Here is a 26,708-nt window from a genome sequence, read left to right on the forward strand (position 1 = left end):
CCTCTTTTGTAAAATTAGGTGCATGAACTGAAAATAATATTACAGAATTAGTGTAAATACTTGTAAAATTTATAGGTTTGTTATTCAATACTTTATTTAATAAAACTAATTATGGAAAACCTTACCTGGACTGAATTTGAAAGAGTGGAAATGCGTGTAGGAACTATTCTGGAAGTCAATGATTTCCCTGAAGCTAGAAAACCAGCTTATCAATTGACGATTGATTTTGGTTCTGAAATTGGAATTCGAAAAACATCAGCACAAATAACGAAACGTTACCAAAAAGAAGATTTACTCAACCGACAAATGGTTGCCGTAGTCAATTTTCCTAAAAAACAAATCGGAAAATTCATGAGCGAGTGCTTGGTATTGGGAGCAGTAGGAGAGGAAGGCGATGTGATTTTACTGACTCCTGATTTTAAAATAGAAAATGGATTGCGAATTGGGTAAACTAGGAATTCCTTTTATTTAGTAATTGTTGTAAAATCAACTGTCCTTCTTCCCAATATTCTAAATTAGATTCCGAATTGATATGTCCTTTTTGACCTATGTTGATAAAATCACTTCCCCATTTTTTAGCAAGATATTCGGCTCTTTCAATTGAGATATACGGGTCGTTTTCGCTGCTGATGACTATCGAAGGGAAATTAAGTTTTAATTTTGGTAAAGGGCCAAAGTTCCAAGTTACTTCGGGCGTATGTTCAGTTGAGTCAACATCGGCAGGAGCAACGAGTAAAGCGCCTATGATATTCTGATTACTATTGGCGGAAGCCCAATGCATAACCATTGAAACCGCTAAACTATGCGCTACTAAAACAGTTGGAGTGTCTAATTTTTGGATTGTTTCATTGAGATTTGTAAGCCAATTTTTAAGTTGAGGTTTTTCCCAATTGTCTTGAATAAGTTTAGTTGAATTTTCAAATTTTCGCAACCAATAACTTTGCCAATGTTTTTCTCCTGAATCTCCAAGTCCTGTTAGGATTAATAATTTTGCTTCCATATTGTAAAAAAAATAGACTATTTTTCTATTGGTAGATTTTCCAGTTCTCCCCATTCTGTCCATGAGCCATCGTAGACTGATTTAGGATTTTTACCTATCAATTCATAAGCGATTAAATCAATACAGGCTGTAACTCCAGAACCGCAGGTGAATATTAGAGGTTTGTCGGTGATTTTTAAGATAGTGGCTAATTCTTCTTTTGGTAAAATTTTTCCGTTTTGCAGAAGTTGTGTGTACGGAATATTTATAGAACCAGGAATATGACCGCTTCGTAATCCGGGTCTAGGCTCATCGCCAATTCCATTGAATCGATTTTCTGCACGGGCATCAATCAAGATAGCATCTTTGGTTTGTATGTTTTCTAGAATTTGTTCTTTACTTTTTACTAATTCTGGGATAAATTTGGCTTCAAAATCTCCAAGGGCATAGATTGGATTTTTCGGTATTTCTTCAATAGCATAGCCTTCTTTTACCCATTCGGGTAACCCGCCATCTAAAACAGCAACATTTTGATGTCCCATTATTTTAAATAGCCACCAAGCTCTTGGACTCGAATAAATACCCAAGTTGTCATAAACTACAATTGTACTGTTCTTGTTAATCCCTAGTTTTCTAGCTTCGATTTCGAATTGTTTGGGACTCGGAAGTGTGTTAGGTAGAGGATTAACAGTATCGCTGAAGGTGTGCTTTATATCAAAATATCGAGCACCTTTAATTTGGATATTTTCTAAATCCGCCTTTAAATTGGATTGATTCTCTTTTAAACTGGCATCGAGGATTATTAAGCTTGGATCTTTAAGATTTGCTCGAAGCCATGCGACACTTACTATTGGTTCAGTCATTGTTTTAGTGTTTCTTTTCCTTAATAATTCTGCGAACTTCATTGAGCAATAAAGGAAAAGCAGGTGCTGTCATGTTGTGACCAAATCCGTCTAATTCATATAGTTTAGTGTTTTTGTGTCCAGCAATTTTCATCATGCGCATCAAATAAGCATTTTCTTCATAACGTCCTAACATTTCTAATTCACGATCTCCTGTTATTAGTAATAAAGGAGGAGCATCTGCACGAACGTGAAAAAGTGGTGCTAACTCATCTATTACAGGCTGCGTATCTGGGATGCCACGTTCTTTTCGAACTAAAAAATGGGTAATCGCCTGTCCGCTAAAAGGAATAAGACCTGCTATTTTATTGGCATCGATTCCTTGAGTGTTGAGCCATTTCTTATCTAAACCCACCATACTTGCCAGGTATCCGCCTGCGGAATGACCGGACACAAAAATCAAAGATTCATCTCCACCAAATGCAGGGATGTTTTTAAAAACCCAAGCTACAGCGGCTGCTGCATCCTCAATATATTTTGGAGAAATGACTTTTGGACCCAAACGATAATTAACTGAAATAACTGCAACTCCTTGGTTTTTTAGTGCTTCAGGAAGTTCTTTGTTTCCGCCAGTTAATCCACCACCATGAAACCAAATGACGGTTGCAAATCCAGAACTATTTTTTGGGTAATATACATCTAATACACACCTTTCTTTTATGTATGAATCGGATTTAATGATGACTTCTGTGTAGTAGGGAAGATTGGTTTGTGTTGCATATTCTAATTTTTGTGCTGAAATTGTAGCGCCAAAAAAAAATAGCAATACGAGAATAAAAATGTTTTTCATTTGGCAATAATTTTTTTTAAATGTACAAAAAAAGTCCAAAAATCAGATGAATTTTGGACTTTTTACTTTGGTAAGTAGGGAATTAAAAATTAAATATCATCAAATTCTATATCAGTAAAAGTTGATGTTTGAGGTATAATTTCGTCATCTGATTTATCAGATGTATATTCTTTTTTGAAATCTTTTTGGTGTCTTTCTGAGATTACTTCCTCACCTTTGTGATTCAAAACATAAGAAGTCATTTCGCCAAGAATCTCTGCAAAAGCAGCAAAATCTTCTTTGTATAAATAAATTTTATGTTTTTTGAAATGAAATGATCCATCTTCTTCAGTAAATTTTTTGCTTTCGGTAATGGTAATGTAATAATCATCTGCTTTTGTCGCTCTCACATCAAAGAAATAAGTTCTTCTTCCAGCTCTTAAAACTTTAGAAAATATCTCTTCTTTTTCTAACATGTCATGTTCTCTCATAATCCTTTCTATCAATTTATGGTTGTTAAGTAGTATCCAAAAATCTAAAAAATATATGTATTATCCAACAATTATAGCATTTCTTTTTCTGAAAGTTGTTTCATGTACAAAGCGGCGTAATAGCCTTCTTGATTTATCAATTGATTATGAGAGCCTTGTTGTATGATTTCCCCCTTTTCTATGATTATAATTCTATCTGCATTTTTAGCAGATGAGACACGATGGCTTACAATTATAGTTGTTTTGTCTTTGCAAATTTCATATAAGTTGTTTAATATAGTTTCTTCGGTTTCGGTATCTACTGCAGATAAACAATCGTCAAAAAGTAAAATAGGAGGATTCTTAATAATTGCTCTTGCTATAGATACCCTTTGTTTTTGACCTCCGGAAAGTGTAATTCCTCTTTCGCCAAGAATGGTTTCGTATTGCTTGTTAAAGCCCATAATATTGTCATGGACAACTGCGCTTTTAGCCGCAGCTTCCACTTCTTGCATGGTCGCATTCTCTTTGCCAAACATGATGTTATTCTTTATGCTGTCTGAAAATAAGAACGCATCTTGCGGAACGATACCAATGCTGTTTCGCAAATCAAAAAGATTGACGTTACTTATTTCGCTTCCATCAATGGTTATTTTTCCATCGGTTACATCATACATTCTGGAGATTAAGGATAAAATGGTAGATTTTCCTGATCCAGTTTTCCCTAGTATAGCTAATGTTTCTCCTTTTTTTACCGTGAACGAAATATTTTGTAACGCTTTGATATTAGTGTCTTCGTAAGTATAACTAACGTTTTCGAAAGAAATAAAACCTTCAATCACTGATTTATTCAGATTTTTATTTTTTATCTCCGGTTCGATTTTAAGGAATTCATTCAACCTTTTTTGAGAAGCTTCGGCCTCTTGAACCATAGAAGAAACCCAACCTAAAGATGCTACAGGCCAAGTCAGCATATTCACATACATGATAAATTCAGCAATTGTTCCAATGCTCTTTATGGATCCGTTGATGTACATTAAACCACCAAAATAAATTACAACTAAGTTACTAATTCCTATCAGCGCTAACATTAACGGCCCAAATAAGGATTGCACTTTGGCCAAATTCAAGCTTTTACTTTTGCTTTCGTTAGCTAAATTCACCATATTATTTTGATGTTGGTTTTCTAATGAATAGGCTTTTATCACTCGGATTCCCGAAAATATTTCTTGCGAAAAACTGGATACTTTAGATAAATATTGTTGAAAAATAGTACTTCTTACATTGATTTCGGAACTGAGCTTAAAAATAGCGTATGATAAAATTGGTAAAGGAAGCAATGTGTATAAAGTTAGGATTGGCGATACATTATACATATAGACAATTACTATAGCAAAACGAATGACGGTGTTTATGGTATACATCACCGCTGGTCCCACATACATTCTTACTTTTGAAACGTCCTCACTGATTCGGTTCATTAAATCTCCAGTACGATTTTGCTTGTAGAAGTTTTGTGAAAGATTCTCATATTGACGGAACACTTCGTTTTTCAAATCAAATTCTATGTGGCGCGACATCACAATTAAGGTTTGTCTCATCAAGAAAGTAAGAAACCCGGCAATAATTGTAGTGGCAATAATCAATAAGATATTCGAAATTAATTCTTCGTGAATAACTGATTTGGCTACGGTTTTATCTTTGGCGAAAGCCTCAATGACCTTGAATGATTTGCTAATCAACTTAGGAGTGAAAAGCATGAATATTTGTGCAATGATGGTAAAAATAATTCCTAGCAAGAAACTGTATTTGTATTTGACGAAATATTTATTTAAATAACGTAATTCTTTCATTTTTTTATGATATTCTATGTTGAAATGATTTTATTTTTTAAAATAATTTTACTTTTTAATAATTTTAGGAATAAGTTGTTTACCGAGCTAAATTATTGATTTGATAATTTTAAAACAAAAAATTAATACATATTTGTTTTTTGTTTAAATTTGGATTGTCTTTTTGACGAATTCGTAATTTATCACTATAAAAACTTACACTATGAATGCAGCTTTCACAACTGGAAAGGAACTTCAAAAAATGGATCCCGTTTTTGGTCAATTATCATTTGATGATCACGAACAAATTGTATTTTGCAACGACAAAGATACAGGTTTAAAAGCAATTATTGGTATTCATAATTCGGTTATGGGCCCTGCTTTGGGTGGTACTCGAATGTTTAATTATGCAAACGAATGGGAAGCATTAAACGATGTATTGCGCCTTTCTCGCGGTATGACTTATAAAGCTGCTATCACAGGATTGAATATTGGAGGAGGAAAAGCAGTTATTATTGGAGATGCTAAAACGCAAAAAACGCCTGAGTTGATGCGTAAGTTTGGTGAATTTGTACATTCTTTAAGCGGAAGATACATAACTGCTGAAGATGTAGGAATGGAAACCGCAGATATGGATATCGTTAGAGATGTAACGCCTTATGTTACCGGAATTTCTGAGTCAAGAGGTGGTGCTGGAAATCCATCACCTGTTACGGCTTACGGAGTGTATTTAGGAATGAAAGCGGCTGCAAAACAACAATTTGGTTCTGATGTTTTGAGTGGCAAGAAAGTTTTGGTTCAAGGGATTGGTCACGTTGGCGAAACTTTAGTTGATTATTTGACAAAAGAGGGAGCGATAGTAACCATTTCGGATATCAACGAAGATAGATTGTATGAAGTGGGAGCGAAGTACAATGCAGAAATTTTCAGAGGAGAAGATTTGTACAGTGCTGATGTTGATATTTATGCGCCTTGTGCGATGGGAGCAACATTAAATGACAATACAGTTTATAAAATCAAAGCAAAAGTAATTGCTGGTGCTGCTAATAATCAATTGGCTGATGAGAATGTTCATGGTGCAATTCTACAGGAAAGAGGCATTCTTTATGCTCCTGATTTCTTGATTAATGCAGGTGGAATCATCAATGTGTATGCTGAATTAGCGCATTATGACAAAGCGGAGATTATGCGTAAAACAGAAAATATCTATAACACTACATTAGAAATATTTGATTTTGCCATTGCTAACAAGATGACAACGCATCATGCAGCTTTGACTATTGCTCAAAATCGCATCAATCAAAGAAAAATAGAAAACAGTAAAAAGTAAAAAGTAAAAAATAGTACTCAGTTATCAGTATTTAGTGAGCAATTTATTGCCGTTCACTGAATGCTGCTGATTGAAAACTTTAAAATAAGCGATTATATATTTTATTTTAAAAAATGAAATACTTATTTTTGCAGACTAATTAATAAAAGTTCTTACAAGGTGGTAAATAGAAGACACATTCGCGTTAAAGTAATGCAATCCATTTATGCGATGCATCAAAGCGGTTCAGATAATCTGGAAAAAGAAGAAAAATTCCTTTTTTACAGTATCGACAATATTCAAGATTTATACCTTATAATGCTTTCTTCCCTGATTGAAATTTGTAAAACAGAGACTGTCTTTTTACATAAATCTAGTTTGAAACATCTTGCAACTCCTGAGGAACGTAAACCCAACGAAAAGTTCATCAAAAACAGAATCTTTCAAATCCTTGCCGAAAACAATTCATTAAGTATTGCGCTGGAAAACCGTAAAATCAATAATTGGTCTTTAAACGATGATTATATTTTACTGCTTTTGAATGACGTAAAAGCAAGTAAATTGTATGCGGATTACATGAGTAATTCAGTGAGTACATTTGAAGAAGACAGACAATTTATCGTTGATTTATTCATGGATGTAATTGTTCCAAATGAAAAATTATACGAATATTTAGAGGATGATAAGTTAACTTGGGTTGATGATATTCCATTAGTGAATACGCATATTATCAAGCAATTGAAAGCCATTAAGTCTGGTGAAGATGATAATTTCAGAGTTCCAAAATTGTATAAAGACAATGAGGATAAGGATTTTGTTAAAGATTTGTTCAGAAAAACGGTCTTAAACGAAACGGAATTAGCCAAAGAATATCTTGATAAAACACCAAACTGGGACACGGAAAGAATTGCCGAAATTGACACCATTATTCTTAAAATGGCAATCTGTGAATTTTTGAAATTCCCATCGATTCCTGTAAAAGTAACTCTTAACGAATATTTAGAAGTTGCCAAAGAATATTCTACACCAAAAAGTAGTATTTTTATCAACGGTATTTTAGACAATTTAGTAAAAGAACTGGAGTCCAGCAAAAGAATTATTAAAGCTGGTCGTGGTTTAATGTAATAGTAATCAATAAAAAAAAGAATTTAAATTATGGAACAATTAACTCAATTTGCACCGTTTTTATTAATGTTTGTGGTAATCTATTTCTTCATGATCAGACCACAACAGAAAAGAGCGAAAAATGAAAAAGAATTTGAAAGCAGCTTGAAAGTAGGTGATAAAATCATCACAAAAAGTGGTCTTCACGGAAAAGTTTCTGAGTTAGCGGATACAACTGTTGTTGTTGAAACGATGTCAGGAAAATTGAAAATGGAGCGTTCTGCTATTTCTATGGAAATGAGTGCAGTATTGAACAAAAAATAATTCTCATTTTAATGAATTAAAAAAGTCCCAACCGATTATTCGGATTGGGACTTTTTTTTGGATAAAGTATACTTATTTTTTATTCTTTTTATTTTTCTTTGCTTTTTTTGATTTCGCTTTAGCTTTTTTTGCTTTTATCTTTGATTTGACTTTTGCTTTCTTAGCTTTATCCTTTTTGGCTTTTTTTGCCTTTTTGGCTTTTGCTTTCGCTTTTTGCTTCGCTTTCTCTTTTGCGTCAGCTTTTTTAGCCTTTTTCTTGTCTTTATCTTTCATTTTTACTTTGGTTTTAATCTTGTTTTTACTTTTTTTCTGATTTGAAACGTCACTATCATCATTGTCTTCTAGATCAATACTCGAAATTTCTATAGTTTCTGTTATGATTTCTTCAATTACAGGAGCTATAATTTCAGCGGGTTCCACTTCTGGTTCCACAACTTTTGTTTTTCGGGCTCTAACTGGCTTATCGATTTCAGGTTTTGCCGGAGATACTGGATCAGTTTCCGCTTCTTTCTTTGGTATCATAATTTATTGTATTAGTTTTTATGCAATTAAAGGTATAGTTATTCTGATGTTACTAAATTGTTACGTGGTTGTAAGTAAATATAGTGATTTATTAGATTGGTCAATGTTAAGTTTTTCAGAACGATTTAGGTAATATAATCTGATTTATAACAAAGACTACGTAAAGTAGTATTTTTTAATGAAAGACATTATATAAAGATTATGAAAGAATAATGAGATATTCTAATATGATTTTCAACAAAAAAAAGTTTCAACTCTGAGTTTCAGAATTGGAACTTCATTTTATCGGTATTTATCATTTAAACCAATACTTTCTATAATCATTGGTTTAATTTTTTCAATCCGGGAAAGTTTGGTTTCTATCCGTTTAGCAGTTTCAATATACTCTAAGAATTCATATTGTTTGTAAGGAGAGAATTTTAGAAAAGCTTCTGCTAAATTGGCATCTGTATCTAATTCCTTTTGAAAAAGTTCAGAAACGATAGGTTCTTTTTTCTGTGGCTTACTATTCTTTCCTTGTTTCTCATTGGCAATCGCTTCATTGATATACTCTAAAACTGCAGCTTCATTGACTTCTTCTTTTGACGAAAAACGCCATTGTCGCAATGATTTGGTAACGCCTTCCTGTGCATTGACTAACGCCTTTTTTTTATCATGCAATAAAACACCATTGAAAAACCAAATCGCAAAGTAATTTTTGAATCCTCCAATTCCGAGTACGTTTTTACCATTCAACACATAAACAATACCGCCCCATTTGGTTGTTTCCACAAGTTCTGTTTTGACAATAACTGATTTTAGAAGTTCTAATTCTTCTGACCAGCTGTTGTTTATATCCCAGATATGAGTCGTTTTTGAAGGTTCCAAATAGATTATTTTTTAGAAGAATCTTCTGTAGCTGTCAATTCAGCAATTTTTACAATTACTTCAACTGCTTTTTGCATGCTTTCTACTGGAACATATTCGTATTTTCCATGAAAATTGTGTCCGCCGGCAAAAATATTGGGGCAAGGCAATCCTTTATAGGATAATTGAGAACCGTCAGTTCCACCACGAATGGGTTTTATAAGCGGTTTAATTCCTATTTCTTTCATTGCTTTTTCAGCAATATCCACAATATGTTTCACAGGTAAAACCTTTTCTTTCATATTGTAATATTGATCTTTTATCTCCGTGATAACGATGTCTTCACCAAATTGTTTTGCAAATTTCTTATTGATTTTTCGAGCGATTTTCTCGATTAATTCTTTGCGTTTTTCGAACTTTTTCTTGTTGTGGTCGCGAATGATTAATTCCAATACGGTTTCTTCAATACTTCCATTCAGATGATGTACGTGAAAGAAACCTTCATATCCTTTCGTTTCCTCAGGAGTTTCTCCTGCTGGAAGTTCATTAATAAAAGCATTGGCAATCAACATAGAATTGATCATTTTTCCTTTGGCATAGCCAGGATGTACGCTTTTTCCTTTGAAAGTGATTTTGGCGCCAGCCGCATTAAAATTTTCATATTCTAATTCGCCTATTTGACTGCCATCCATTGTATACGCCCAATCCGCTCCAAATTTCTCTACATCAAAATGGTGTGCACCACGACCAATTTCTTCGTCTGGTGTAAAACCAATTCTGATTTTTCCGTGTTTGATTTCAGGATTGTTGATAAGGAATTCCATTGCAGTCACAATCTCAGTGATTCCGGCTTTGTCATCGGCACCTAGCAGTGTTGTTCCGTCAGTAGTTATTAAAGTTTGTCCTTTGTAAAGCAATAAATCTTTGAAATAACTGGGTGATAACACAATATTTTTATCTGCATTTAAGACAATGTCTTTACCATCATAGTTGGATATAATTTGAGGTTTTACGTTGGCTCCGGTAAAATCAGGGGAAGTGTCAAAGTGAGAAATAAATCCAATTACTGGTACTTCATGTGTTACATTACTTGGCAATGTAGCCATGATGTATGCTTTCTCATCAATTGTCACGTCCTGCAATCCAATTGCTTTAAGTTCTTCAGCCAGTTTATTGGCTAAATCCCATTGTTTTGCTGTACTTGGTGTACTTTCTGATTTGTGGTCAGATTCAGTATCAATAGTTACGTAACTGATGAAACGGTCAATTATATGTTGCATTTTAAATTTTTTTTAATGCAAATATAAACATTTTTTTAGGAGCATTTTTGAAGTTAAGCAGCAACTAAACCTTGCTAATTAAAAATAATAATTGCATTGTTTGAACCTCAATAAAAAATACTTTTTTTGGGTCAAAATAAACTTTTTTACATAAAAAAACCACCCGAAGGTGGTTCAAATTAATCTCTCATTTTATGAAGTTTTTCTTCTGCTTTATCTAGATCGCCTTCCAGCTTATTTATTTTTATTTGTCGCTTACTGATTTTGATATTTTCTTTTTCAATTTCAGTAGAACTAAGCTTTCCTTTTGATTTTCTCTGTTCAAATTTTTCTTTGAGTTTGATTAAATTTCTCTCCTCATTTGAAATTTTTGTTTTTATCTTACTAATCGATTTTTCACTCGAAAAAATTTTGTCTTGTTGTTTTTTAAAAGCTTTTTGTTTTTTTTCAAAATCTTTCTGTTCTTTTTCAATTTTTTTAGCCTCCCTTAGCGCTTTTTTCTCCAATTTCATTTTGTCCTTGAGTACTTTTGCTTCTTTTTTTAATGCTTCTTTTTCGGCAGTGGTTGCTAATTTTGCTGCTACTTCTGGAGCAACTTTTATGGTGTCTTTAATTGTAGTAACGGTAGTAATTGTAGTTTTTGTGGCTAATTTTATCGTGTCTGATTTAGTTTCTTGAGCAAAGAAAAGTTGAAAACTAGAAAGAAATACTACAATAAAAAATAATTTTATTTTCATGGCTGTGTGTTTTATGTTGATTAAAATTGATATTCAACATTAATTTATATTACAAGATAAGAAAAATCTTTGAAAAAATCATTCTTTGTTTTTTGTTGAGGATGTTGAGTCAATATTTTTTAATTTTAAATCACTAGTAGTCAGTTGTTTGTTTTTTATTGGTGTAAATTTTTTGTGCTTTATTTAACTACTGTTTATTTATACTATTTATTCTTTGGCTTGAGCCAAATCAAATGTGCTGTATAATTTTTTTTCGAAATATTTAATTATCGATTAGATAGTTCTATTTTTGCACCAACAACACTACAACCATGTATAAATTACTCATTCGTCCATTTCTATTTTTGTTTGATCCGGAAAAAGTTCATTATTTTACTTTTTCATTGATTCGATTTTTGTCTAAAATCCCAGGTTTTACTAGCCTTTTTAGATTGCTTTACGAAGTAAAAGATTCAAGATTAGAGACTGAAGTTTTTGGTTTAAAATTTAGAAATCCAGTTGGACTAGCTGCTGGGTTTGATAAAGATGCCAAGCTGTATAAAGAATTGTCCAATTTTGGTTTTGGTTTTATAGAAATAGGAACACTAACTCCAAAAGGACAGGAAGGAAATCCTAAAAAAAGATTGTTTCGTCTGAAAGAAGATAGCGCAATCATTAATAGAATGGGGTTTAATAACGGCGGTGTTCAAGAAGCTGTAGAACGTTTGAAACAAAATAAAGGCGTTTTAATAGGTGGGAATATTGGTAAAAATAAGTTGACACCAAACGAAGAAGCCACTTTGGATTATGAAATCTGTTTTGATGCTTTATATGATTATGTTGACTATTTTGTGGTGAATGTAAGTTCCCCAAACACGCCAAATCTTCGAGCGTTACAAGACAAGGAACCATTGACACAATTACTGCAAACCTTACAAAATAAAAATTTGGCTAAGCCAAAGCAAAAACCAATTCTCTTAAAAATCGCTCCAGATTTGACGGATGAACAGTTACTTGATATTATTGAAATTATCAAGGAAACTAAAATTGCGGGTGTTATCGCTACTAACACCACGATTTCTCGTGAAGGATTACAATCCGAGAATAAAACTGAAATGGGCGGTTTGTCTGGTAAACCATTAACGCATCGTTCTACTGAAGTGATTCGATTTTTATCTGAAAAAAGTAATAAAGCCTTTCCAATTATTGGAGTAGGAGGAATTCATTCTGCAGAAGATGCTATAGAGAAATTAGATGCAGGAGCAAGTTTAGTTCAGTTGTACACTGGTTTTATTTATGAAGGTCCAGCTTTGGTGAAAGCCATAAACAAAAAGATTTTAAAAAGATTGTAATACTCCATATTTCACTAAAATCCCTGTCAATAAAGCCATGCCAAAGCTCAATAAGGTTCCAATAAGAACATATTCAGTAAGTTTTCGGTCTTTGGCTTCTTTTAAATCTCCAAATCGGAAAATAGATTTTGCAGCCAATAAAAAACCAATGGCTTCAAAATTGACACTTACGACAAAATAAAAAACAAATAAACGTTCTAATATTCCAATGTAATTTCCAGCATTCGATAAGGAATCGTCACTTTTTTTGTTTTCAGGAGTCCAAATCGAAATGATATTCTTTATAAGTATCGATGTAGGTTTTGTCAATAAAAGTATTCCAGTTGCAAAGATCCAAAATGGGTTGTCTAATGCTTTAAAATTAATGCTTTCGTTATTGTAAAACAGTGTAATTCCCATGATTACAATAAGATGCAATAGTTGGTCAATTACAAACCAGTTGCGTTTTGTTTTATTTTTTTGAAAATGTAATTTAAAAAAATCAATTCCTCCATGCGTTACCGCCAGCACAACTGCAAACCAAATAAAATCGGTTCCGCCAACTAAAATCCAAGCTAGAATAAAATGAAGAAGTGTATGTATATAAAGATAAATGCTTTTGTGTTTCTTGTTTTCTTTGTCTAAAACCCAAGATGTAGGCTGTAACAAAAAATCACCAAGTAAATGTGCCAATAATAGTTTTACAAAAATAATCATACAATGAGAGTTTTAATTTTTTTTCTGAAATGATTATCTAATTCCAATACCAAATCAAATTGCGCTCGTTTTCGTCTGCGACTTACTGCGGCTTGATTTATACCAAGTTTCACACCTATTTCTTCTTGAGAAAGCGATTTGTTTGCTATTGATACCAAAACAAATTCAGCCGATTGTACTAGCCAATTATCCATAATGGTCAGCCCTAAACGAAGGATTAGATTCATTTCAGTATCTAAATCGCTATTACCGGAATTAATAGCTAAGGTCATTTTTAGTTTTTTTAAAGTTTCAAAAAGCTCTCCCGAACGAACGAACGCAGTTCCATTACTTTCAGAAATTGTTGCTGCAGAATAGGTTTTATCTCCAAAACCAATACTCATTCTTGCGTCGAGTTTTAATGTTTTTAGATAAGCCTTAATTTGCAAAGCTGTGAGCAGGGCTTCTTCGGGATTTATAATTTCCATCTGAAATTCGTCTCCTCGATAAATTTCCCATTTACTCGGGTTTTTACCTTTGGTATTCAATAGTTCTTTCAAACCGTCAATCCATATTGTAGAAGGTAGTTTTCTCGAGTTAATAATGTCTCCTGTGATTATACTTATCATAATTCAAATATAATTAAAAAATCAAGTTTAATTTTGAAACCAAATTATTACCAAATTACGTAATAATATTTGTTATTACCAAATTACGTAATATTTTAATTTATTACCAAAATAGGTAATAATGTCAATTTTATAAAATTTAAAAATCATAATTTAAAATTCTTAATTGTTTTTCTATCTTTGACTCTATGGAGCCAATAAAAATTATAGAATGTCCACGCGATGCCATGCAAGGTATAAAGCCATTTATTCCTACGGCAAGAAAAGTGACTTATATCCAGTCTTTGTTACGTGTAGGTTTTGATACTATAGATTTTGGAAGCTTTGTTTCGCCAAAAGCGATTCCGCAAATGCAGGATACCGCTGCCGTTCTGGCGCAACTTGATTTATCTCAAACTAAAAGCAAATTATTGGCAATTATTGCAAATACCCAAGGAGCAACTTTAGCCTCAAATCATCCTGAAATACAGTATTTAGGATTCCCTTTTTCGATTTCTGAAAATTTTCAAATGCGGAATACCCATAAAACGATTGCTGAATCGTTAATTACATTACAAGAAATCCTTGAAATTGCCGATAGGACTAATAAGGAAGTTGTGGCCTATCTTTCTATGGGATTTGGTAATCCTTACGGCGATCCTTGGAGTGTTGAAATTGTGGGCGAATGGACAGAGAAATTAGCATTAATGGGAGTTAAAATCTTATCCCTTTCGGATACGGTAGGAAGTTCAACACCAGATGTGATTTCGTATTTGTTTTCGAATCTAATCCCAAAATATCCCAAAATAGAATTTGGTGCGCATCTTCATACCACACCTGATAAGTGGTTTGAGAAAATTGATGCGGCTTATAAAGCGGGTTGCCGTCGTTTTGATGGTGCTATTCAAGGTTTTGGCGGATGCCCAATGGCAACAGATGATTTAACGGGTAATATGCCTACTGAGAAGTTATTATCTTATTTTACTTCGCAAAAAGAAAAAACAGACATGAGTCCTATGAGTTTTGAAAGTGCTTACAATGAGGCCTCTAAGCTATTTGGGGAGTTTCATTAAAATTGAAAAATGATAATTGTACTTGAACTCTAATCTTGAAAATAATAAGTTTATGAATGATACGTTAGTTATACAGTTCCCCAATTTACTTTTAATAGACTAATATGATGCAACAACGAACTATCCATAGAATCTTAAGTGTACTAATTCTAATTTTATTTTCGTCTTCATGCGCAAGTGATTTAGATTACAATCAAGTAAATGATATAAAGTTAGAACCTGTAATTATATCAAATCTAGCTTATTTTGATGTTCAGGCAAATCAGTTTGTAACTGGAGGAGTAGAGCAAAATGTAATTTTTGATGCGCCAACTATTGATGTATTCAGCGAAAAATTTTTCACGGAAAAATTAAATAGAGTCGATCTTTTTTTTGAAATTAACAATACCATAAATAGAAGCTACAGAATGGATTTAGTATTCCTGGATAGAAATAATCAGCCAGTTCATTCCTCAAATTTTAGCGTACCTGCTTATTCCGGAACAGAGAACATAGTTATTAAAACTGAAACATTTCAAAATGCTTCACTGGATTTATTAAAAAGAACAATTAAAATTACTTTTACGCTTACCATGTTTACAGGTCCTCCTGTAAGCGAAAGCAGTGTAGGAAATCTAAAATTACGTTCAGGAGTAACCGCTTATTTTGTAGTAGAATGAGAAAAATAATTTTAATTTTTGCTCTATTTCTAACAATAGGTTGCTTTTCACAAAACAAACAAATCCTCTATAATTTCACTTCAGTGCCTCAGTCTTTGCTGACTAATCCGGGGTCTGATGTGAAGTACAATTGGTATTTTGGGATTCCTTTATTGTCTGGTATTTCCACAAATGTAGGTTCCAGTGGATTTTCGGCGTATGATTTATTTGCAGATAACGGAGTCGACTTTAATGTAAAACTGCGTAATGTAGTGTTCTCCACAACAAGAAAAGATAGAGTTGCCCTAAACGAACAAATAGAATTATTTAACGGCGGTTTTAAAATAGCTGGAGAACAAGGAGATTCCTATGTTTCTTTTGGTATGTACCAAGAATTTGATTTTATGAGTTATGTTCCTAAAGATATTGCAATTTTGGCTTTGGACGGAAATAGAGATTATTTGGGTAAAGTTTTCAATTTAGGCGATTTGAATGTAAAAGCAGAAGTGCTTTCTGTTTTTCATCTTGGATTTCATAAAAAGATAAACGAAAAATTTATTCTAGGAGCGCGAGGAAAGATTTATTCCAGTATTTATAATGTTAACTCCACTAATAATTCAGGATATATTTATACTATACCTTCTACACAAGGGGTTTATGAGCAAATGATTTATTCGGATTTGCAATTCAATACATCAGGGGTTGCTAAATATGATGATGACGATTATGATCCAAATGTGGTCAAAGATATTACTAAAAGAGCTTTTTTAGGCGGTAATTTAGGTTTGGGATTTGATGCCGGTTTGACTTATTATCCAAAGAAAAATATTCAATTTACTGCAAGTGTGATAGATCTTGGTTTTATAAAACATACTAATGAAGTAGAAAGTTTGACTTTTAAAGGAACTTATAAATACGAAGGAGTTATTCCTAAATTCAGTTCTGGAAATTCAGCAGAAGATGGCTTTCAGGAATTTAAGGATGCCGTTCCTTTAGATACCTTGTATGCCGATTATACAACTTGGAGGCCTACAAAATTCAATACTTCCATTCAGTTTTCATTCGAAGAAGAAGCCTCCGAAGATTGTAATTGTCTTAATTATGATCCTGAAACTATTTATAAAAGTGCTGTAGGTGCTCAATTATTTGTAATGTCTACCCCGAGAACGCCTTTAATTGCTTTTACGACCTATTACAGAAGAAAAATTTTTAATTCATTGCAAATGAAAGCCACTTATACCATAGATTCTTATTCCTATAAAAATATAGGATTGGGATTATCCAGTATGTTTGGACCCGTTAATTTTTATGTTCTTGCCGATAATCTTTTGGAATATAGGGATGTCACTAAAGCTAATAGTTTGTCTTTTCAGCTAGGTCTTAATGTTGTTTTTAAGGATAGTAAAAAATAATATTGGTTTTTATTTGAGTCATAGTCGTTTAAATCCTTTGTAAATTACTAAACATTCTGTTATTGAAAAGGGAATGAATTAAATTTTATGGATTAAAAACTTAGGAGTATTTTGGTACCAAAGAATTGACTTTGAACTGTAATTTAATTATTTATTGTAAAACTATAGCGATTTTTTGCGTAAGATTGTCTATATTTGCACGCAATTAAACTCCAACTACAATTGCAATGATCGCACACAACTCTAAGATTATCGGTGAAGGATTAACTTACGATGATGTTCTATTAGTTCCTAATTACTCAAATGTGCTTCCACGCGAAGTGAGTATTCAATCAAAATTTTCAAGAAATATTACACTAAATGTTCCTATTGTATCTGCAGCTATGGATACTGTTACCGAAAGTGCAATGGCAATTGCTATGGCGCAAGAAGGTGGAATTGGTGTTTTGCATAAAAATATGACTATCGAGCAACAAGCTGCGAAAGTTAGAAAAGTAAAACGTGCGGAGTCTGGAATGATTATCGATCCGGTTACTTTGCCATTGACTTCCACTGTGGCAGATGCTAAAAGTGCGATGAAAGAATTTGGTATTGGAGGTATTCCGATTGTTGATGAAAACCAAATATTAAAAGGAATCGTTACTAATAGAGATTTGCGTTTCGAAAAAAATAGTTCAAGACCTATTGTTGAGGTAATGACCAGTGAAAACTTAGTAACTGTTGCCGAAGGTACTTCTCTAGAACAAGCAGAAGTAGTTTTGCAAGGTCATAAAATTGAAAAACTACCAGTAGTAAATGCTGACTATAAATTAGTGGGTTTAATTACGTTCAGAGACATAACTAAATTGACTCAAAAGCCAAATGCAAACAAAGACAAATACGGACGTTTACGTGTTGCAGCCGCATTAGGTGTTACTGCAGATGCTGTTGAAAGAGCTACTGCTTTAGTTAATGCCGGAGTTGACGCAGTTATAATCGATACCGCTCACGGTCATACAAAAGGAGTGGTAGATGTACTGAAATTAGTGAAAGCTAAATTTCCTGACTTAGACGTTATTGTTGGTAATATTGCCACTGCAGAAGCAGCTAAATATTTAGTTGAAAATGGCGCAGATGGAGTAAAAGTTGGCATTGGACCAGGTTCTATTTGTACGACTCGTATTGTTGCGGGTGTTGGTTTTCCTCAATTTTCTGCAGTACTTGAAGTTGCTGCAGCGATTAAAGGTACTGGCGTTCCAGTAATTGCTGATGGTGGAATTCGTTACACAGGCGATATTCCTAAAGCGATTGCTGCAGGTGCTGATTGTGTAATGTTAGGGTCGTTATTAGCTGGTACTATGGAATCTCCTGGTGAAACTATTATTTTCGAAGGAAGAAAATTCAAGTCATACCGTGGAATGGGTTCTGTGGAAGCGATGCAAGAAGGTTCAAAAGACCGTTATTTCCAAGATGTGGAAGATGATGTTAAGAAATTAGTACCGGAAGGAATTGTTGGGCGTGTGCCTTATAAAGGAGAATTGAACGAAAGCATGCAACAATTCATTGGTGGTCTTCGTGCCGGAATGGGATATTGTGGCTCAAAAGATATTCCTACATTACAAGATACAGGTCGTTTTGTTCGTATTACCGCAAGCGGAATCAACGAAAGTCATCCTCATAATGTAACTATTACGAAAGAAGCTCCAAATTATTCAAGATAATTTTATAGTTTTAATATCATAAAAAAAAGCATAATTAATTCCGTTTTAGGGTTTTAATTATGCTTTTTTATTTCTCTAAATTTTAGTCTTGCAATTCTGATGAGTCAGACAAGTCAGCCAGATTATTTTTCAAGTGTTGACTGTCCCAACTGTGATTGGTAGCTGCAATTTGGGAATAAATATCACTCTTTAATAACTGTTCCTGTAATTCAATTTCTTCCTTAATGGTAATCATATACGCCATTTTATCATGACGTTTTTCAGCTAGTTTACGTGTGGTAATTTCATCGTATTTTATAAATTGTTGCCCTTGTCTGGTTGCTGTATATTTTCGAAGTCCTAACTCTACTAACGCATCAACACCCATATTAACAGCGCTGTATAAAGTTTCTCTGTAAATATGTTCCACTTTATGATCGATTAATTCATAGGCGTCATTTCGGTTTCGGGCACGCGTTAAAATTTTTAAATTTGGAAAGTGCTTCTTTAAGGTTTCAATGACTTGAAGATTTACGGTTGGATTATCTATAGCAGCGATGAAAACTTTAGCATTTTCACAACCGGCAGCTTTCAGTAATTCCAGTCGGGTTGCATCTCCATAATAGACTTTAAAACCCATTTTTCGTAATAAATCGATTCGGTCTGAATCATAATCAAGAATAGTTGATTTTATTTGATTAGCTCTCAATAATCGACCGACTGTGCTTCCAAAATGCCCAAAACCAGCTATAATAACTGGGTTATCTTCGTCAATATAATCATTGTCTTTTTTTATTTCTTTTTCCTGAATTCGGGTGTTTGGATATATTATTCGCTCATTTATTAGTAAGAGAAAAGGAGTTGCAACCATACTCATGGCTATGACTGCCATAATTTGATTGGCTAAAATACTGGGCACAATATTCAATTGCATACAGAAACTCATAATTACAAAACCAAATTCTCCTGCTTGGCTCAAACCAAATGCAAACAGTAGATTTTGGTCTAATTTCTTTTTATAATACCGACTGGTAAAAAATAGAACGATGAATTTTACTAATGTTAGAATCGCTCCAAAAGCAAAAATAAATAATGGATTGTCAATAATTAATTGGAAGTTTATTGAGGCACCTACGCCCAGAAAAAACAATCCCAAAAGCAATCCTTTAAATGGTGCAATATCGCCCTCTAATTCATGGCGAAATTCAGAGTTGGCTAATACGACACCAGCCATAAAAGCACCTAATGCAGGGCTTAATCCAATTAATTGCATCATATACGAAACCCCAACGACGAGCAGTAATGCAGAAGCAGTAAACAATTCCTGTAATCTGGTTTTTGCGATTATATGCAATAAAGGAACAAACAAAAAGCGGCCTGCAAAATAAATTGTCGAAATAATTCCGATTACGATTACCGTTTGCAACCAGCTCGCATAACCCGTAATTAATGATTGTGGTGCATCATTTGTTGCTTCAAGATTGACTGTTGATAAAAGAGGTAAAAAGGCTAAAATTGGGATTACTGCAATATCTTGAAAAAGTAAAACAGCAAATGAGGAGCGTCCTACTGAAGTATTTGACAATCCTTTTTCTTTTAAGGTTTGCAATACAATAGCAGTAGAAGATAAAGCCAGTGCCAGTGAAATCGCTAATGTAGTTTCCCATCTCCAGTCCATAAAAAAAAGACATCCTAGAAATAGTATTATTGTCGTTCCAATTAATTGCATGGAGCCCATTCCAAGAATGAATTTCCGCATTTTCCAAAACTTACTTGGTTCTAATTCAAGTCCAATTAAAAAAAGCATCATTACCACACCAAATTCGGCAAAATGCATTATATCCTGACCTTCCTGACCAATAAAACCAAGAACAAAAGGACCAATGATTATGCCCGCCAATAAATAGCCTAAAATAGAACTCAAGCCTAATTTTTTAGCAATTGGTACGCAAATTACGGCAGCAGTTAAATAAATGATTGCCTGAAGCAAAAAATTAGTATCCATATTATGTCTGTATTGTTGCAAACCATTCATTCAAGTAATGGTGTTGCAAAATTTCATCCGTATCTATATCATGATTCTCTAAATAGTCCAGAAAATAGCCATAAATCAAACCATTTTTTTCATAATCTTCATCGGTCATATTATGTGTTCCGTGCACTACAAAAGGAGGTAAGTAAATCATATTACACACTTTTGCAGTTTGGTTAAAAGGTTCCAATAATTCAAGAATACTATAACGATCACTACCCGTTTCGCAATAATTTTCCTTGTCGCCACCAGTAGTAATCACCTGAAAAATAATTTTATCCTGTAATGCTTTTCCCTTTTTTCCATAAGCCCAGTTATGTTCCAGTACCATATCAATCCATTGTTTCATTAATGGCGGACAACTATACCAATACATAGGATGGTGCCAAATGATAATATCATGCCGGCTTAATAAATCTTGCTCGAATTTTACATCAATATCAAAATCAGGATAGTATTCATATAAATCATGAAAAGTAATATTTTCTGAATCGGGAATGTTTTCCACCAAAGCTTTATTCGCATGAGATTTCTCGAATAGCGGATGTGAAAATAGGATTAAGATTTTATTTTTTGGCATAAATTTATTTTAACTATTTAAAAGAATTATTGTGTTGATTTACACTGTTTTTATGAAAATAAAACTGCTCTAAGGTATAAAATATTGCTTAATCTTAATAATTTACTATGGTTCAAATATTATTTTTTAACGATAAACAGAAAATCCTGTCTAAACAAAATCTAAAGTTTCGTTCAGACGGGATGTATTTAGAATCTATATTTAGGAATGTACTGATTGAACCAAAAATGGATTGTAAAAAATGACTTAATTAATTTTTAGAAAGATTGGCTAATAATTTTTTGCTGCCCACAATCCAGAGAATATCATTTTTTTCTAAAATCAATTTTGATTCTGGGTTGAGAATTCTTTTTCCTCCTCTTTCTAATCCAACAATCAAACCCCTTGTTTTTTCACGTAATTCAGAATCACGTATGCTTTTTCCAATAAATGCTTCGTTGATTAGCTCTAACTGCTGTAAAACAATATCAGATTCAGTTGCCAGTGGTGAGACATCAATCTCATGTTGGTCCAAATATTTTTTAAATGCTGCTACTTGAGTATCAGTACCAATGACACAAATTTCATCTCCTGGAAAAAGTCTTTCGTTTCTGCTAGGAATATTAATGGTGATTTCTCCACGCTTAACAAAAGCGATATTAATTCCTAATTGCTCTCTAATACTTAATTCTTCAAGTGTTTTTCCGGCAATATTAGAGGTTGGAGCAATTTCAAAAGTAGTCATGTGTCCATCCCAGGGTGTTAAATCACTACGACTTCTTACCGCTTTTTTAAGTTCTCGGGCATTTAAATTTTTCAAAAAATGGTCTTCAATTTTGTGATATTGCGCATTTAATTTTTTTGGAAAAACAAAATACACGACAACGGCAACAATCAGCATTATAAAAGCGATTCCGGGGGAAAAAAAGATATTTAATAAAAAACCGATGTAAAAAAGGGTCAATACCATTCGCATTAAAATCATCATCAGTATTGGTCCGCGATATTTACGTTCTTCCCTTAAAATTGCCACTTGTTTAACTGCAACGCGACGTAAGGACAGTGCCCATAAAAAAGGCGATAGTATCACTAATGTAATTAATGCGGCAAATATATTTCCAAATTGTGATCCTTCAACTAAAGGTAAAATGAATTTCGATGAAAGTAAAATAATGGCAACTATAATTACGGAATGGATGATTACTTGCGTCAGAAATGCACGCACAACTATTTGCCAGTTGCTTACTAATTTTATCGATTGTGCATTGGCACTGTATCGTTCAATTTTTTTAATCCATTTTCGAGGCAGTTTTTTTTCCAGATATTCTGAAAAAGGAGTGGCAAATTTCACCATAAATGGAGTCGTAAAAGTGGTCACTGCTGACACTGCCACTACAATTGGATAAAGAAAATCACTGGTTACATTCAATGTCATTCCCAGTGTTGCAATAATAAAGGAGAATTCCCCAATTTGCGATAAACTCATTCCGGTTTGCACCGATTGTTTCAGTGGTTGCCCAGAAAGTAACGCACCAATTGTTGAGCTTATTGATTGTCCTAAAATCACGACTAAGGTTAAAATAGCAACTGGCAAGGCATATTCATATAAAGTTCCGGGGTTAATTAACATACCAACAGAAACAAAGAAAACCGCCCCAAAAAGGTCTTTAACAGGTTTAACTAAATGTTCAATGTGTTCCGCCTGAGTAGTTTCGGCAATGATGGAACCCATTATAAAAGCGCCTAAAGCAGGAGAAAAACCAACATTTGCAGCCAGAATAACCATCATCAGACACAAAGCAAGTGAGATGATTAACAGCATTTCGTCCGTCAATATATTTTTAGCTTTTTTAAGTAAAGTCGGGATAAAAAAGATACCTCCAACAAACCATATGGTCAAGAAAAAGATAAGTTTAAAAACGGATAATAACAATTCACTTCCTGAAAACTGTTGACTTACTGCAATTGTAGAAAGCAATACCATCATTAAAATGGCAACTATATCTTGAACGATAAGCGAGCCAATAACGATTCCCGCAAATTTTTGGGTTTTTACGCCCAATTCATCAAATGTTTTTAAGATAATTGTAGTGGATGAAATCGAAAGTATAACTCCTAAAAAAATACTGTCCATCTGTTTCCATCCAATCCATTGGCCGGCTAAATACCCTATGGCAACCATTGAAATAATTTGCGTTACAGCAGTAATAGATGCAGTTCCACCCACTTTCATCAGTTTCTTAAAACTGAATTCCAGTCCCAAACTAAATAATAAAAAGATCACCCCAATCTCTGCCCAAACTTCTACACTTTTAATATCTTTTACCGAAGGAAAAAAATCAAAATGATTTCCTGCCAAAAATCCGGCAATTAAATACCCCAGAACGAGAGGCTGTTTGATTTTTTTAAATAACAAAACGGCCACAGCGGCGGTCATTAGGATTAACCCTAAATCACTAATTAAAGGTTGTAAATGGTGTGAGGCGTTTGCTACTGTTTCTGCGGTATTCATAGGCGTTTACTTATTTTTTTAAGGTATTTGTGTATTGTTGTAAGATATAAAAAAACTTTACTTTTGAAAGTATAATTAGCGCTAATAACAGTTTTTTATGATTTTTTTAGCAACAAAAATCCCGTTGAAAAGAATTTTGACTTCCATTTCAACGGGATTTTATAAATTTAAATAATTTCCTAAAACTTATATTCCTAAGAAATTACTTGGAGTGATTTGCATCAATTCGGCTTTAATTTCATCCGAAACTTCTAAAGTTGCAATAAAACCATGAATTGCGTTTTTATCAATCGCTTCATTGGTTCTGGTCAATCCTTTCAATGCTTCATATGGGTTAGGATATGCTTCACGACGTAAAATAGTTTGAATCGCTTCAGCAACGACTGCCCAGTTTTTCTCTAAATCTTCGTGGAATTTTGGTTCGTTCAATAACAATTTGTTCAATCCTTTCAAAGTAGCTTCAAAAGCGATTAGCGTGTGTCCCATAGGTACACCAATATTTCTCAAAACCGTACTGTCTGTTAAATCACGTTGTAATCTTGATAATGGCAATTTAGCCGATAAATGTTCGAAAATAGCATTGGCGATTCCTAAATTCCCTTCTGAATTTTCAAAATCAATTGGGTTAACTTTGTGTGGCATTGCCGAAGATCCTATTTCTCCCGCTTTGATTTTTTGTTTGAAATATTCCATCGAAACGTATGTCCAGATATCTCGGTCTAAATCAATGATGATGGTATTTATTCTTTTCAACGCATCAAAAAATGCAGCGAAATGATCGTAATGTTCAATTTGTGTAGTAGGGAAGGAGTGGTGTAAACCAAGGTTTTCCTCTACAAATTTACCGCCGAAGTTTCTCCAGTCAATTTGTGGATACGCTACGTGATGTGCGTTATAATTTCCGGTTGCTCCGCCAAATTTAGCCGCAAAAGGAACATTAAATAACAAACGCATTTGCTCTTCTAAACGTTCTACAAAAACACCTATTTCTTTACCCAAACGAGTTGGAGAAGCCGGCTGTCCGTGCGTGCGTGCAAGCATTGGAATATCTTTCCATTCGATACTTAAATCTTTCAATTTTGATGTCAAAGTAATCAATGAAGGCATGTATACTTTCTCGAAAGCTTCTTTTGTAGAAAGCGGAATCGCCGTGTTATTAATATCTTGGGAAGTCAATCCGAAGTGGATAAACTCTTTATATTCAGATAATCCTAGTTTTTCAAAAGCATCTTTGATAAAGTATTCCACCGCTTTTACATCGTGGTTGGTCACTTTCTCCGTTTCTTTGATCCAAAGCGCATCTTCAGTAGAGAAGTTTTTATAAATGTCACGTAAACTTTCGAATAAGTTCGGGTTTACGTCTTTTAGTTGTGGCAAAGGCACTTCGCACAAAGCAATGAAATATTCAATTTCAACCAATACGCGGTATTTGATTAAGGCTTCTTCAGAGAAAAATGGAGCCAGCGAAATAGTCTTGTTTCTATATCTTCCGTCGATTGGCGATATAGCATTCAATTCGTTTAAAGTAGTCATTGTTTTGTTGTTTGTTCGAAAGGCACAAATATAAACCTTTCGAGACAAACTAGAAAACGAATGGTTTTTTAAATAAACGCTATAAGCTTCTTTTTTAGTGTTTTCATTCCTTCAGAAGCCACTTCTGGAATCACATCCAATGGATTTCTAAGATTTGGGATTTTTATCGGTTTTGGATCAATATAAAAAATAGGTGTTTCCCGACTCGTAAAATCGATTAATCCAGCCGCAGGATATACTTGTAATGACGTTCCTATAACTGCAAAATAATCAGCACTTTGAGTAAGTGTAATGGCTTCATCAAGCGCAGGGACTTCCTCGCCAAACCAGACAATATGCGGGCGTAATTGATTTTTGTTTTCATCTAAATCGCCAAAATTCAAATCGTCCTGCCAATCCAGAATGTAGTCTGGTTTTTTGGTGCTTCTGACTTTCAATAATTCGCCATGTAAATGCAACACATTAGAACTTCCGGCGCGTTCGTGTAAATCATCCACGTTTTGTGTGATTATGTATACCTCAAAATCCTTTTCTAATTCAGCCAAAATTTGATGCCCCAAATTTGGTGCTACTTCTTTGAGTTGTTTTCGTCTTTGATTGTAAAAATCCAAGACCAAAGCCGGGTTTTTATGCCAACCTTCGGGTGTTGCGACATCCATAACGTTATGACCTTCCCAAAGTCCGTCACTATCACGAAAAGTTTTGATGCCACTTTCGGCACTGATTCCTGCTCCGGTTAAGACCACTAATTTCTTTTTCATGTATTTTATTATTGGACGCAGATGAAACGGATTTTCAAACGCCGATTTTTTAAAAAATTTAATAGAAATTAAAATTAGTGTATTTGCGGTGAAAATAGTTAGTATTTTTGACGAATAATTTTTTTAAAATGATTGATATCGATTACCTTAATTTTCTTGAAAATATACTGACTGATAACCGCAAAGAAAAATTTCTGAAAGTATTGGAAAACAGAACCAAGCATTTTACGATTGCTGTTGAGGATATTTTCCAGATGCATAATACCAGTGCGGTGATGCGCAGTTGTGAGATTTTTGGAATTCAGGAATTGAATGTTATCGAGCAGCGTTACGGAAAAAGTATCGATAAGGAAATTGCTATGGGTGCCCAAAAATGGGTTGACATCAATACCTTCGACAGTATTTCGAATTGTGTGGATACGTTAAAAAATAAGGGGTATCAAATCATTGCCACTACGCCACATGAGAATGATTGTTTGATGGAAGATTTTGATATTTCGAAACCCAGCGCTTTATTTTTTGGAACAGAAAGAGACGGATTATCCGAAGAAATTTTACAACGTGCCGATGGTTTTCTAAAAATTCCCATGGTTGGTTTCACGGAAAGTCTGAACATCTCGGTTTCGGCGGCAATCATCATTCAAAACCTGACGAATCGATTGCGCAATTCAAACATTGACTGGCATTTATCTGAAAATGAAATTTTAGAAAAGCGTTTGGCTTGGGCCAAAAATTCCATAAAAGATATTAAGAGAATAGAAGAACGGTATTTTTCTGAAAACGTGAAATAGTTCTTTCATATTAATGGTACGCTAATGTTT

Annotated in this window: 26 protein-coding genes; 10 read left to right on the forward strand and 16 right to left on the reverse strand. The window is 33.7% G+C overall.

Features of this window, described 5'->3' with window-relative positions; genetic code table 11:
- Positions 1–111: 111 nt before the first annotated feature.
- Positions 112–450, forward strand: a complete 339-nt coding sequence (locus ACNQF6_RS05145; protein ID WP_417963870.1) for a tRNA-binding protein — start codon at positions 112–114, stop codon at positions 448–450.
- Position 451: 1 nt separating this feature from the next.
- Here ACNQF6_RS05145 and ACNQF6_RS05150 read toward each other — a convergent pair whose 3' ends face one another.
- From ACNQF6_RS05150 to ACNQF6_RS05170, 5 genes are all read right to left on the reverse strand, one after another.
- Positions 452–1,000 (reverse strand): RBBP9/YdeN family alpha/beta hydrolase, encoded by a 549-nt coding sequence (locus ACNQF6_RS05150; RefSeq protein ID WP_417963872.1) that lies wholly within the window; start codon positions 998–1,000, stop codon positions 452–454.
- A gap of 17 nt (positions 1,001–1,017) precedes the next feature.
- Entirely contained in the window at positions 1,018–1,842 is an 825-nt protein-coding gene (locus ACNQF6_RS05155; protein WP_417963874.1) for a sulfurtransferase, read from the reverse strand.
- 4 nt (positions 1,843–1,846) lie between these two features.
- Positions 1,847–2,671 (reverse strand): alpha/beta hydrolase, encoded by an 825-nt coding sequence (locus ACNQF6_RS05160; RefSeq protein ID WP_417963876.1) that lies wholly within the window; start codon positions 2,669–2,671, stop codon positions 1,847–1,849.
- Between the two features lie 89 nt (positions 2,672–2,760).
- Positions 2,761–3,141: a PUR family DNA/RNA-binding protein gene (locus tag ACNQF6_RS05165; protein WP_417964483.1), complete on the reverse strand. Its 381-nt coding sequence runs from the start codon at positions 3,139–3,141 to the stop codon at positions 2,761–2,763.
- A 71-nt stretch (positions 3,142–3,212) separates the two neighbouring features.
- Positions 3,213–4,973 carry an ABC transporter ATP-binding protein gene (locus ACNQF6_RS05170; RefSeq protein ID WP_417963878.1) on the reverse strand — a complete coding sequence of 587 codons (1,761 nt, stop codon included), beginning with the start codon at positions 4,971–4,973 and terminating at the stop codon, positions 3,213–3,215.
- Between the two features lie 202 nt (positions 4,974–5,175).
- On the opposite strand from ACNQF6_RS05170, the gene ACNQF6_RS05175 reads away from it, so the two are divergent.
- From ACNQF6_RS05175 to yajC, 3 genes are all read left to right on the forward strand, one after another.
- Positions 5,176–6,282, forward strand: a complete 1,107-nt coding sequence (locus ACNQF6_RS05175; protein WP_417963880.1) for a Glu/Leu/Phe/Val family dehydrogenase — start codon at positions 5,176–5,178, stop codon at positions 6,280–6,282.
- 192 nt (positions 6,283–6,474) lie between these two features.
- The gene (gene nusB, locus ACNQF6_RS05180) at positions 6,475–7,386 is read left to right on the forward strand and encodes a transcription antitermination factor NusB (protein ID WP_282712302.1); all 912 of its coding nucleotides are present in this window, start codon (positions 6,475–6,477) and stop codon (positions 7,384–7,386) included.
- Between the two features lie 30 nt (positions 7,387–7,416).
- Positions 7,417–7,689: a preprotein translocase subunit YajC gene (gene yajC / locus ACNQF6_RS05185; protein ID WP_099715973.1), complete on the forward strand. Its 273-nt coding sequence runs from the start codon at positions 7,417–7,419 to the stop codon at positions 7,687–7,689.
- 72 nt (positions 7,690–7,761) lie between these two features.
- On the opposite strand, the gene ACNQF6_RS05190 is transcribed toward yajC, so the two are convergent.
- The 4 genes from ACNQF6_RS05190 to ACNQF6_RS05205 form a co-directional block, all read right to left on the reverse strand.
- A complete protein-coding gene (locus ACNQF6_RS05190) occupies positions 7,762–8,211 on the reverse strand; it encodes a hypothetical protein (protein ID WP_417963882.1) in 450 nt (149 codons plus the stop codon).
- Positions 8,212–8,493: 282 nt separating this feature from the next.
- Positions 8,494–9,078 (reverse strand): YdeI/OmpD-associated family protein, encoded by a 585-nt coding sequence (locus ACNQF6_RS05195; protein WP_417963884.1) that lies wholly within the window; start codon positions 9,076–9,078, stop codon positions 8,494–8,496.
- A gap of 5 nt (positions 9,079–9,083) precedes the next feature.
- Positions 9,084–10,337: a peptidase T gene (pepT, locus tag ACNQF6_RS05200; protein WP_417963886.1), complete on the reverse strand. Its 1,254-nt coding sequence runs from the start codon at positions 10,335–10,337 to the stop codon at positions 9,084–9,086.
- A gap of 179 nt (positions 10,338–10,516) precedes the next feature.
- Complete coding sequence (locus ACNQF6_RS05205) at positions 10,517–11,074, reverse strand: hypothetical protein (RefSeq protein WP_417963888.1); 558 nt, start codon at positions 11,072–11,074, stop codon at positions 10,517–10,519.
- A 311-nt stretch (positions 11,075–11,385) separates the two neighbouring features.
- Here ACNQF6_RS05205 and ACNQF6_RS05210 point away from each other — a divergent pair, with 311 nt between their 5' ends.
- Positions 11,386–12,405, forward strand: a complete 1,020-nt coding sequence (locus ACNQF6_RS05210; protein WP_417963890.1) for a quinone-dependent dihydroorotate dehydrogenase — start codon at positions 11,386–11,388, stop codon at positions 12,403–12,405.
- On the opposite strand, the gene ACNQF6_RS05215 is transcribed toward ACNQF6_RS05210, so the two are convergent.
- The gene (locus ACNQF6_RS05215; protein WP_417963892.1) at positions 12,391–13,101 is read right to left on the reverse strand and encodes a DUF3307 domain-containing protein; all 711 of its coding nucleotides are present in this window, start codon (positions 13,099–13,101) and stop codon (positions 12,391–12,393) included. The two genes, ACNQF6_RS05210 and ACNQF6_RS05215, sit on opposite strands and share 15 nt — an antisense overlap.
- Positions 13,098–13,709: a hypothetical protein gene (locus tag ACNQF6_RS05220; protein WP_417963894.1), complete on the reverse strand. Its 612-nt coding sequence runs from the start codon at positions 13,707–13,709 to the stop codon at positions 13,098–13,100. The genes ACNQF6_RS05215 and ACNQF6_RS05220 overlap by 4 nt, the downstream gene beginning before the upstream one ends.
- A 188-nt stretch (positions 13,710–13,897) precedes the next feature.
- On the opposite strand from ACNQF6_RS05220, the gene ACNQF6_RS05225 reads away from it, so the two are divergent.
- The 4 genes from ACNQF6_RS05225 to guaB all read left to right on the forward strand — a co-directional run bounded on the left by ACNQF6_RS05225 (position 13,898) and on the right by guaB (position 18,511).
- Complete coding sequence (locus tag ACNQF6_RS05225; protein WP_417963896.1) at positions 13,898–14,761, forward strand: hydroxymethylglutaryl-CoA lyase; 864 nt, start codon at positions 13,898–13,900, stop codon at positions 14,759–14,761.
- Between the two features lie 104 nt (positions 14,762–14,865).
- On the forward strand, positions 14,866–15,420 hold the full coding sequence (locus ACNQF6_RS05230) for a hypothetical protein (RefSeq protein WP_417963898.1): 555 nt from the start codon (positions 14,866–14,868) through the stop codon (positions 15,418–15,420).
- Positions 15,417–16,811 (forward strand): DUF5723 family protein, encoded by a 1,395-nt coding sequence (locus ACNQF6_RS05235; protein ID WP_417963900.1) that lies wholly within the window; start codon positions 15,417–15,419, stop codon positions 16,809–16,811. Before ACNQF6_RS05230 ends, ACNQF6_RS05235 begins: the two co-directional genes overlap by 4 nt.
- A 227-nt stretch (positions 16,812–17,038) precedes the next feature.
- Positions 17,039–18,511 carry an IMP dehydrogenase gene (gene guaB / locus ACNQF6_RS05240; RefSeq protein ID WP_099715965.1) on the forward strand — a complete coding sequence of 491 codons (1,473 nt, stop codon included), beginning with the start codon at positions 17,039–17,041 and terminating at the stop codon, positions 18,509–18,511.
- A gap of 82 nt (positions 18,512–18,593) precedes the next feature.
- Here guaB and ACNQF6_RS05245 read toward each other — a convergent pair whose 3' ends face one another.
- The 5 genes from ACNQF6_RS05245 to ACNQF6_RS05265 all read right to left on the reverse strand — a co-directional run bounded on the left by ACNQF6_RS05245 (position 18,594) and on the right by ACNQF6_RS05265 (position 25,887).
- Positions 18,594–20,495, reverse strand: a complete 1,902-nt coding sequence (locus ACNQF6_RS05245) for a monovalent cation:proton antiporter-2 (CPA2) family protein (RefSeq protein WP_417963902.1) — start codon at positions 20,493–20,495, stop codon at positions 18,594–18,596.
- A 1-nt stretch (position 20,496) separates the two neighbouring features.
- Positions 20,497–21,102: an NAD(P)H-dependent oxidoreductase gene (locus tag ACNQF6_RS05250; protein ID WP_417963904.1), complete on the reverse strand. Its 606-nt coding sequence runs from the start codon at positions 21,100–21,102 to the stop codon at positions 20,497–20,499.
- Between the two features lie 250 nt (positions 21,103–21,352).
- Positions 21,353–23,593: a cation:proton antiporter domain-containing protein gene (locus tag ACNQF6_RS05255; protein WP_417963906.1), complete on the reverse strand. Its 2,241-nt coding sequence runs from the start codon at positions 23,591–23,593 to the stop codon at positions 21,353–21,355.
- 186 nt (positions 23,594–23,779) lie between these two features.
- Entirely contained in the window at positions 23,780–25,126 is a 1,347-nt protein-coding gene (gene purB, locus ACNQF6_RS05260) for an adenylosuccinate lyase (protein WP_417963908.1), read from the reverse strand.
- A 68-nt stretch (positions 25,127–25,194) separates the two neighbouring features.
- Positions 25,195–25,887, reverse strand: a complete 693-nt coding sequence (locus tag ACNQF6_RS05265; RefSeq protein ID WP_417963910.1) for an SIR2 family NAD-dependent protein deacylase — start codon at positions 25,885–25,887, stop codon at positions 25,195–25,197.
- A 128-nt stretch (positions 25,888–26,015) separates the two neighbouring features.
- Between ACNQF6_RS05265 and ACNQF6_RS05270 the strand changes: the two genes are divergently transcribed.
- Positions 26,016–26,678, forward strand: a complete 663-nt coding sequence (locus ACNQF6_RS05270) for a TrmH family RNA methyltransferase (protein ID WP_282712244.1) — start codon at positions 26,016–26,018, stop codon at positions 26,676–26,678.
- The last annotated feature ends 30 nt before the right edge of the window (positions 26,679–26,708 follow it).

It is taken from the genome of Flavobacterium pasteuri (genome assembly GCF_048286615.1).
In the GTDB taxonomy this organism is placed as follows: Bacteria; Bacteroidota; Bacteroidia; order Flavobacteriales; family Flavobacteriaceae; genus Flavobacterium.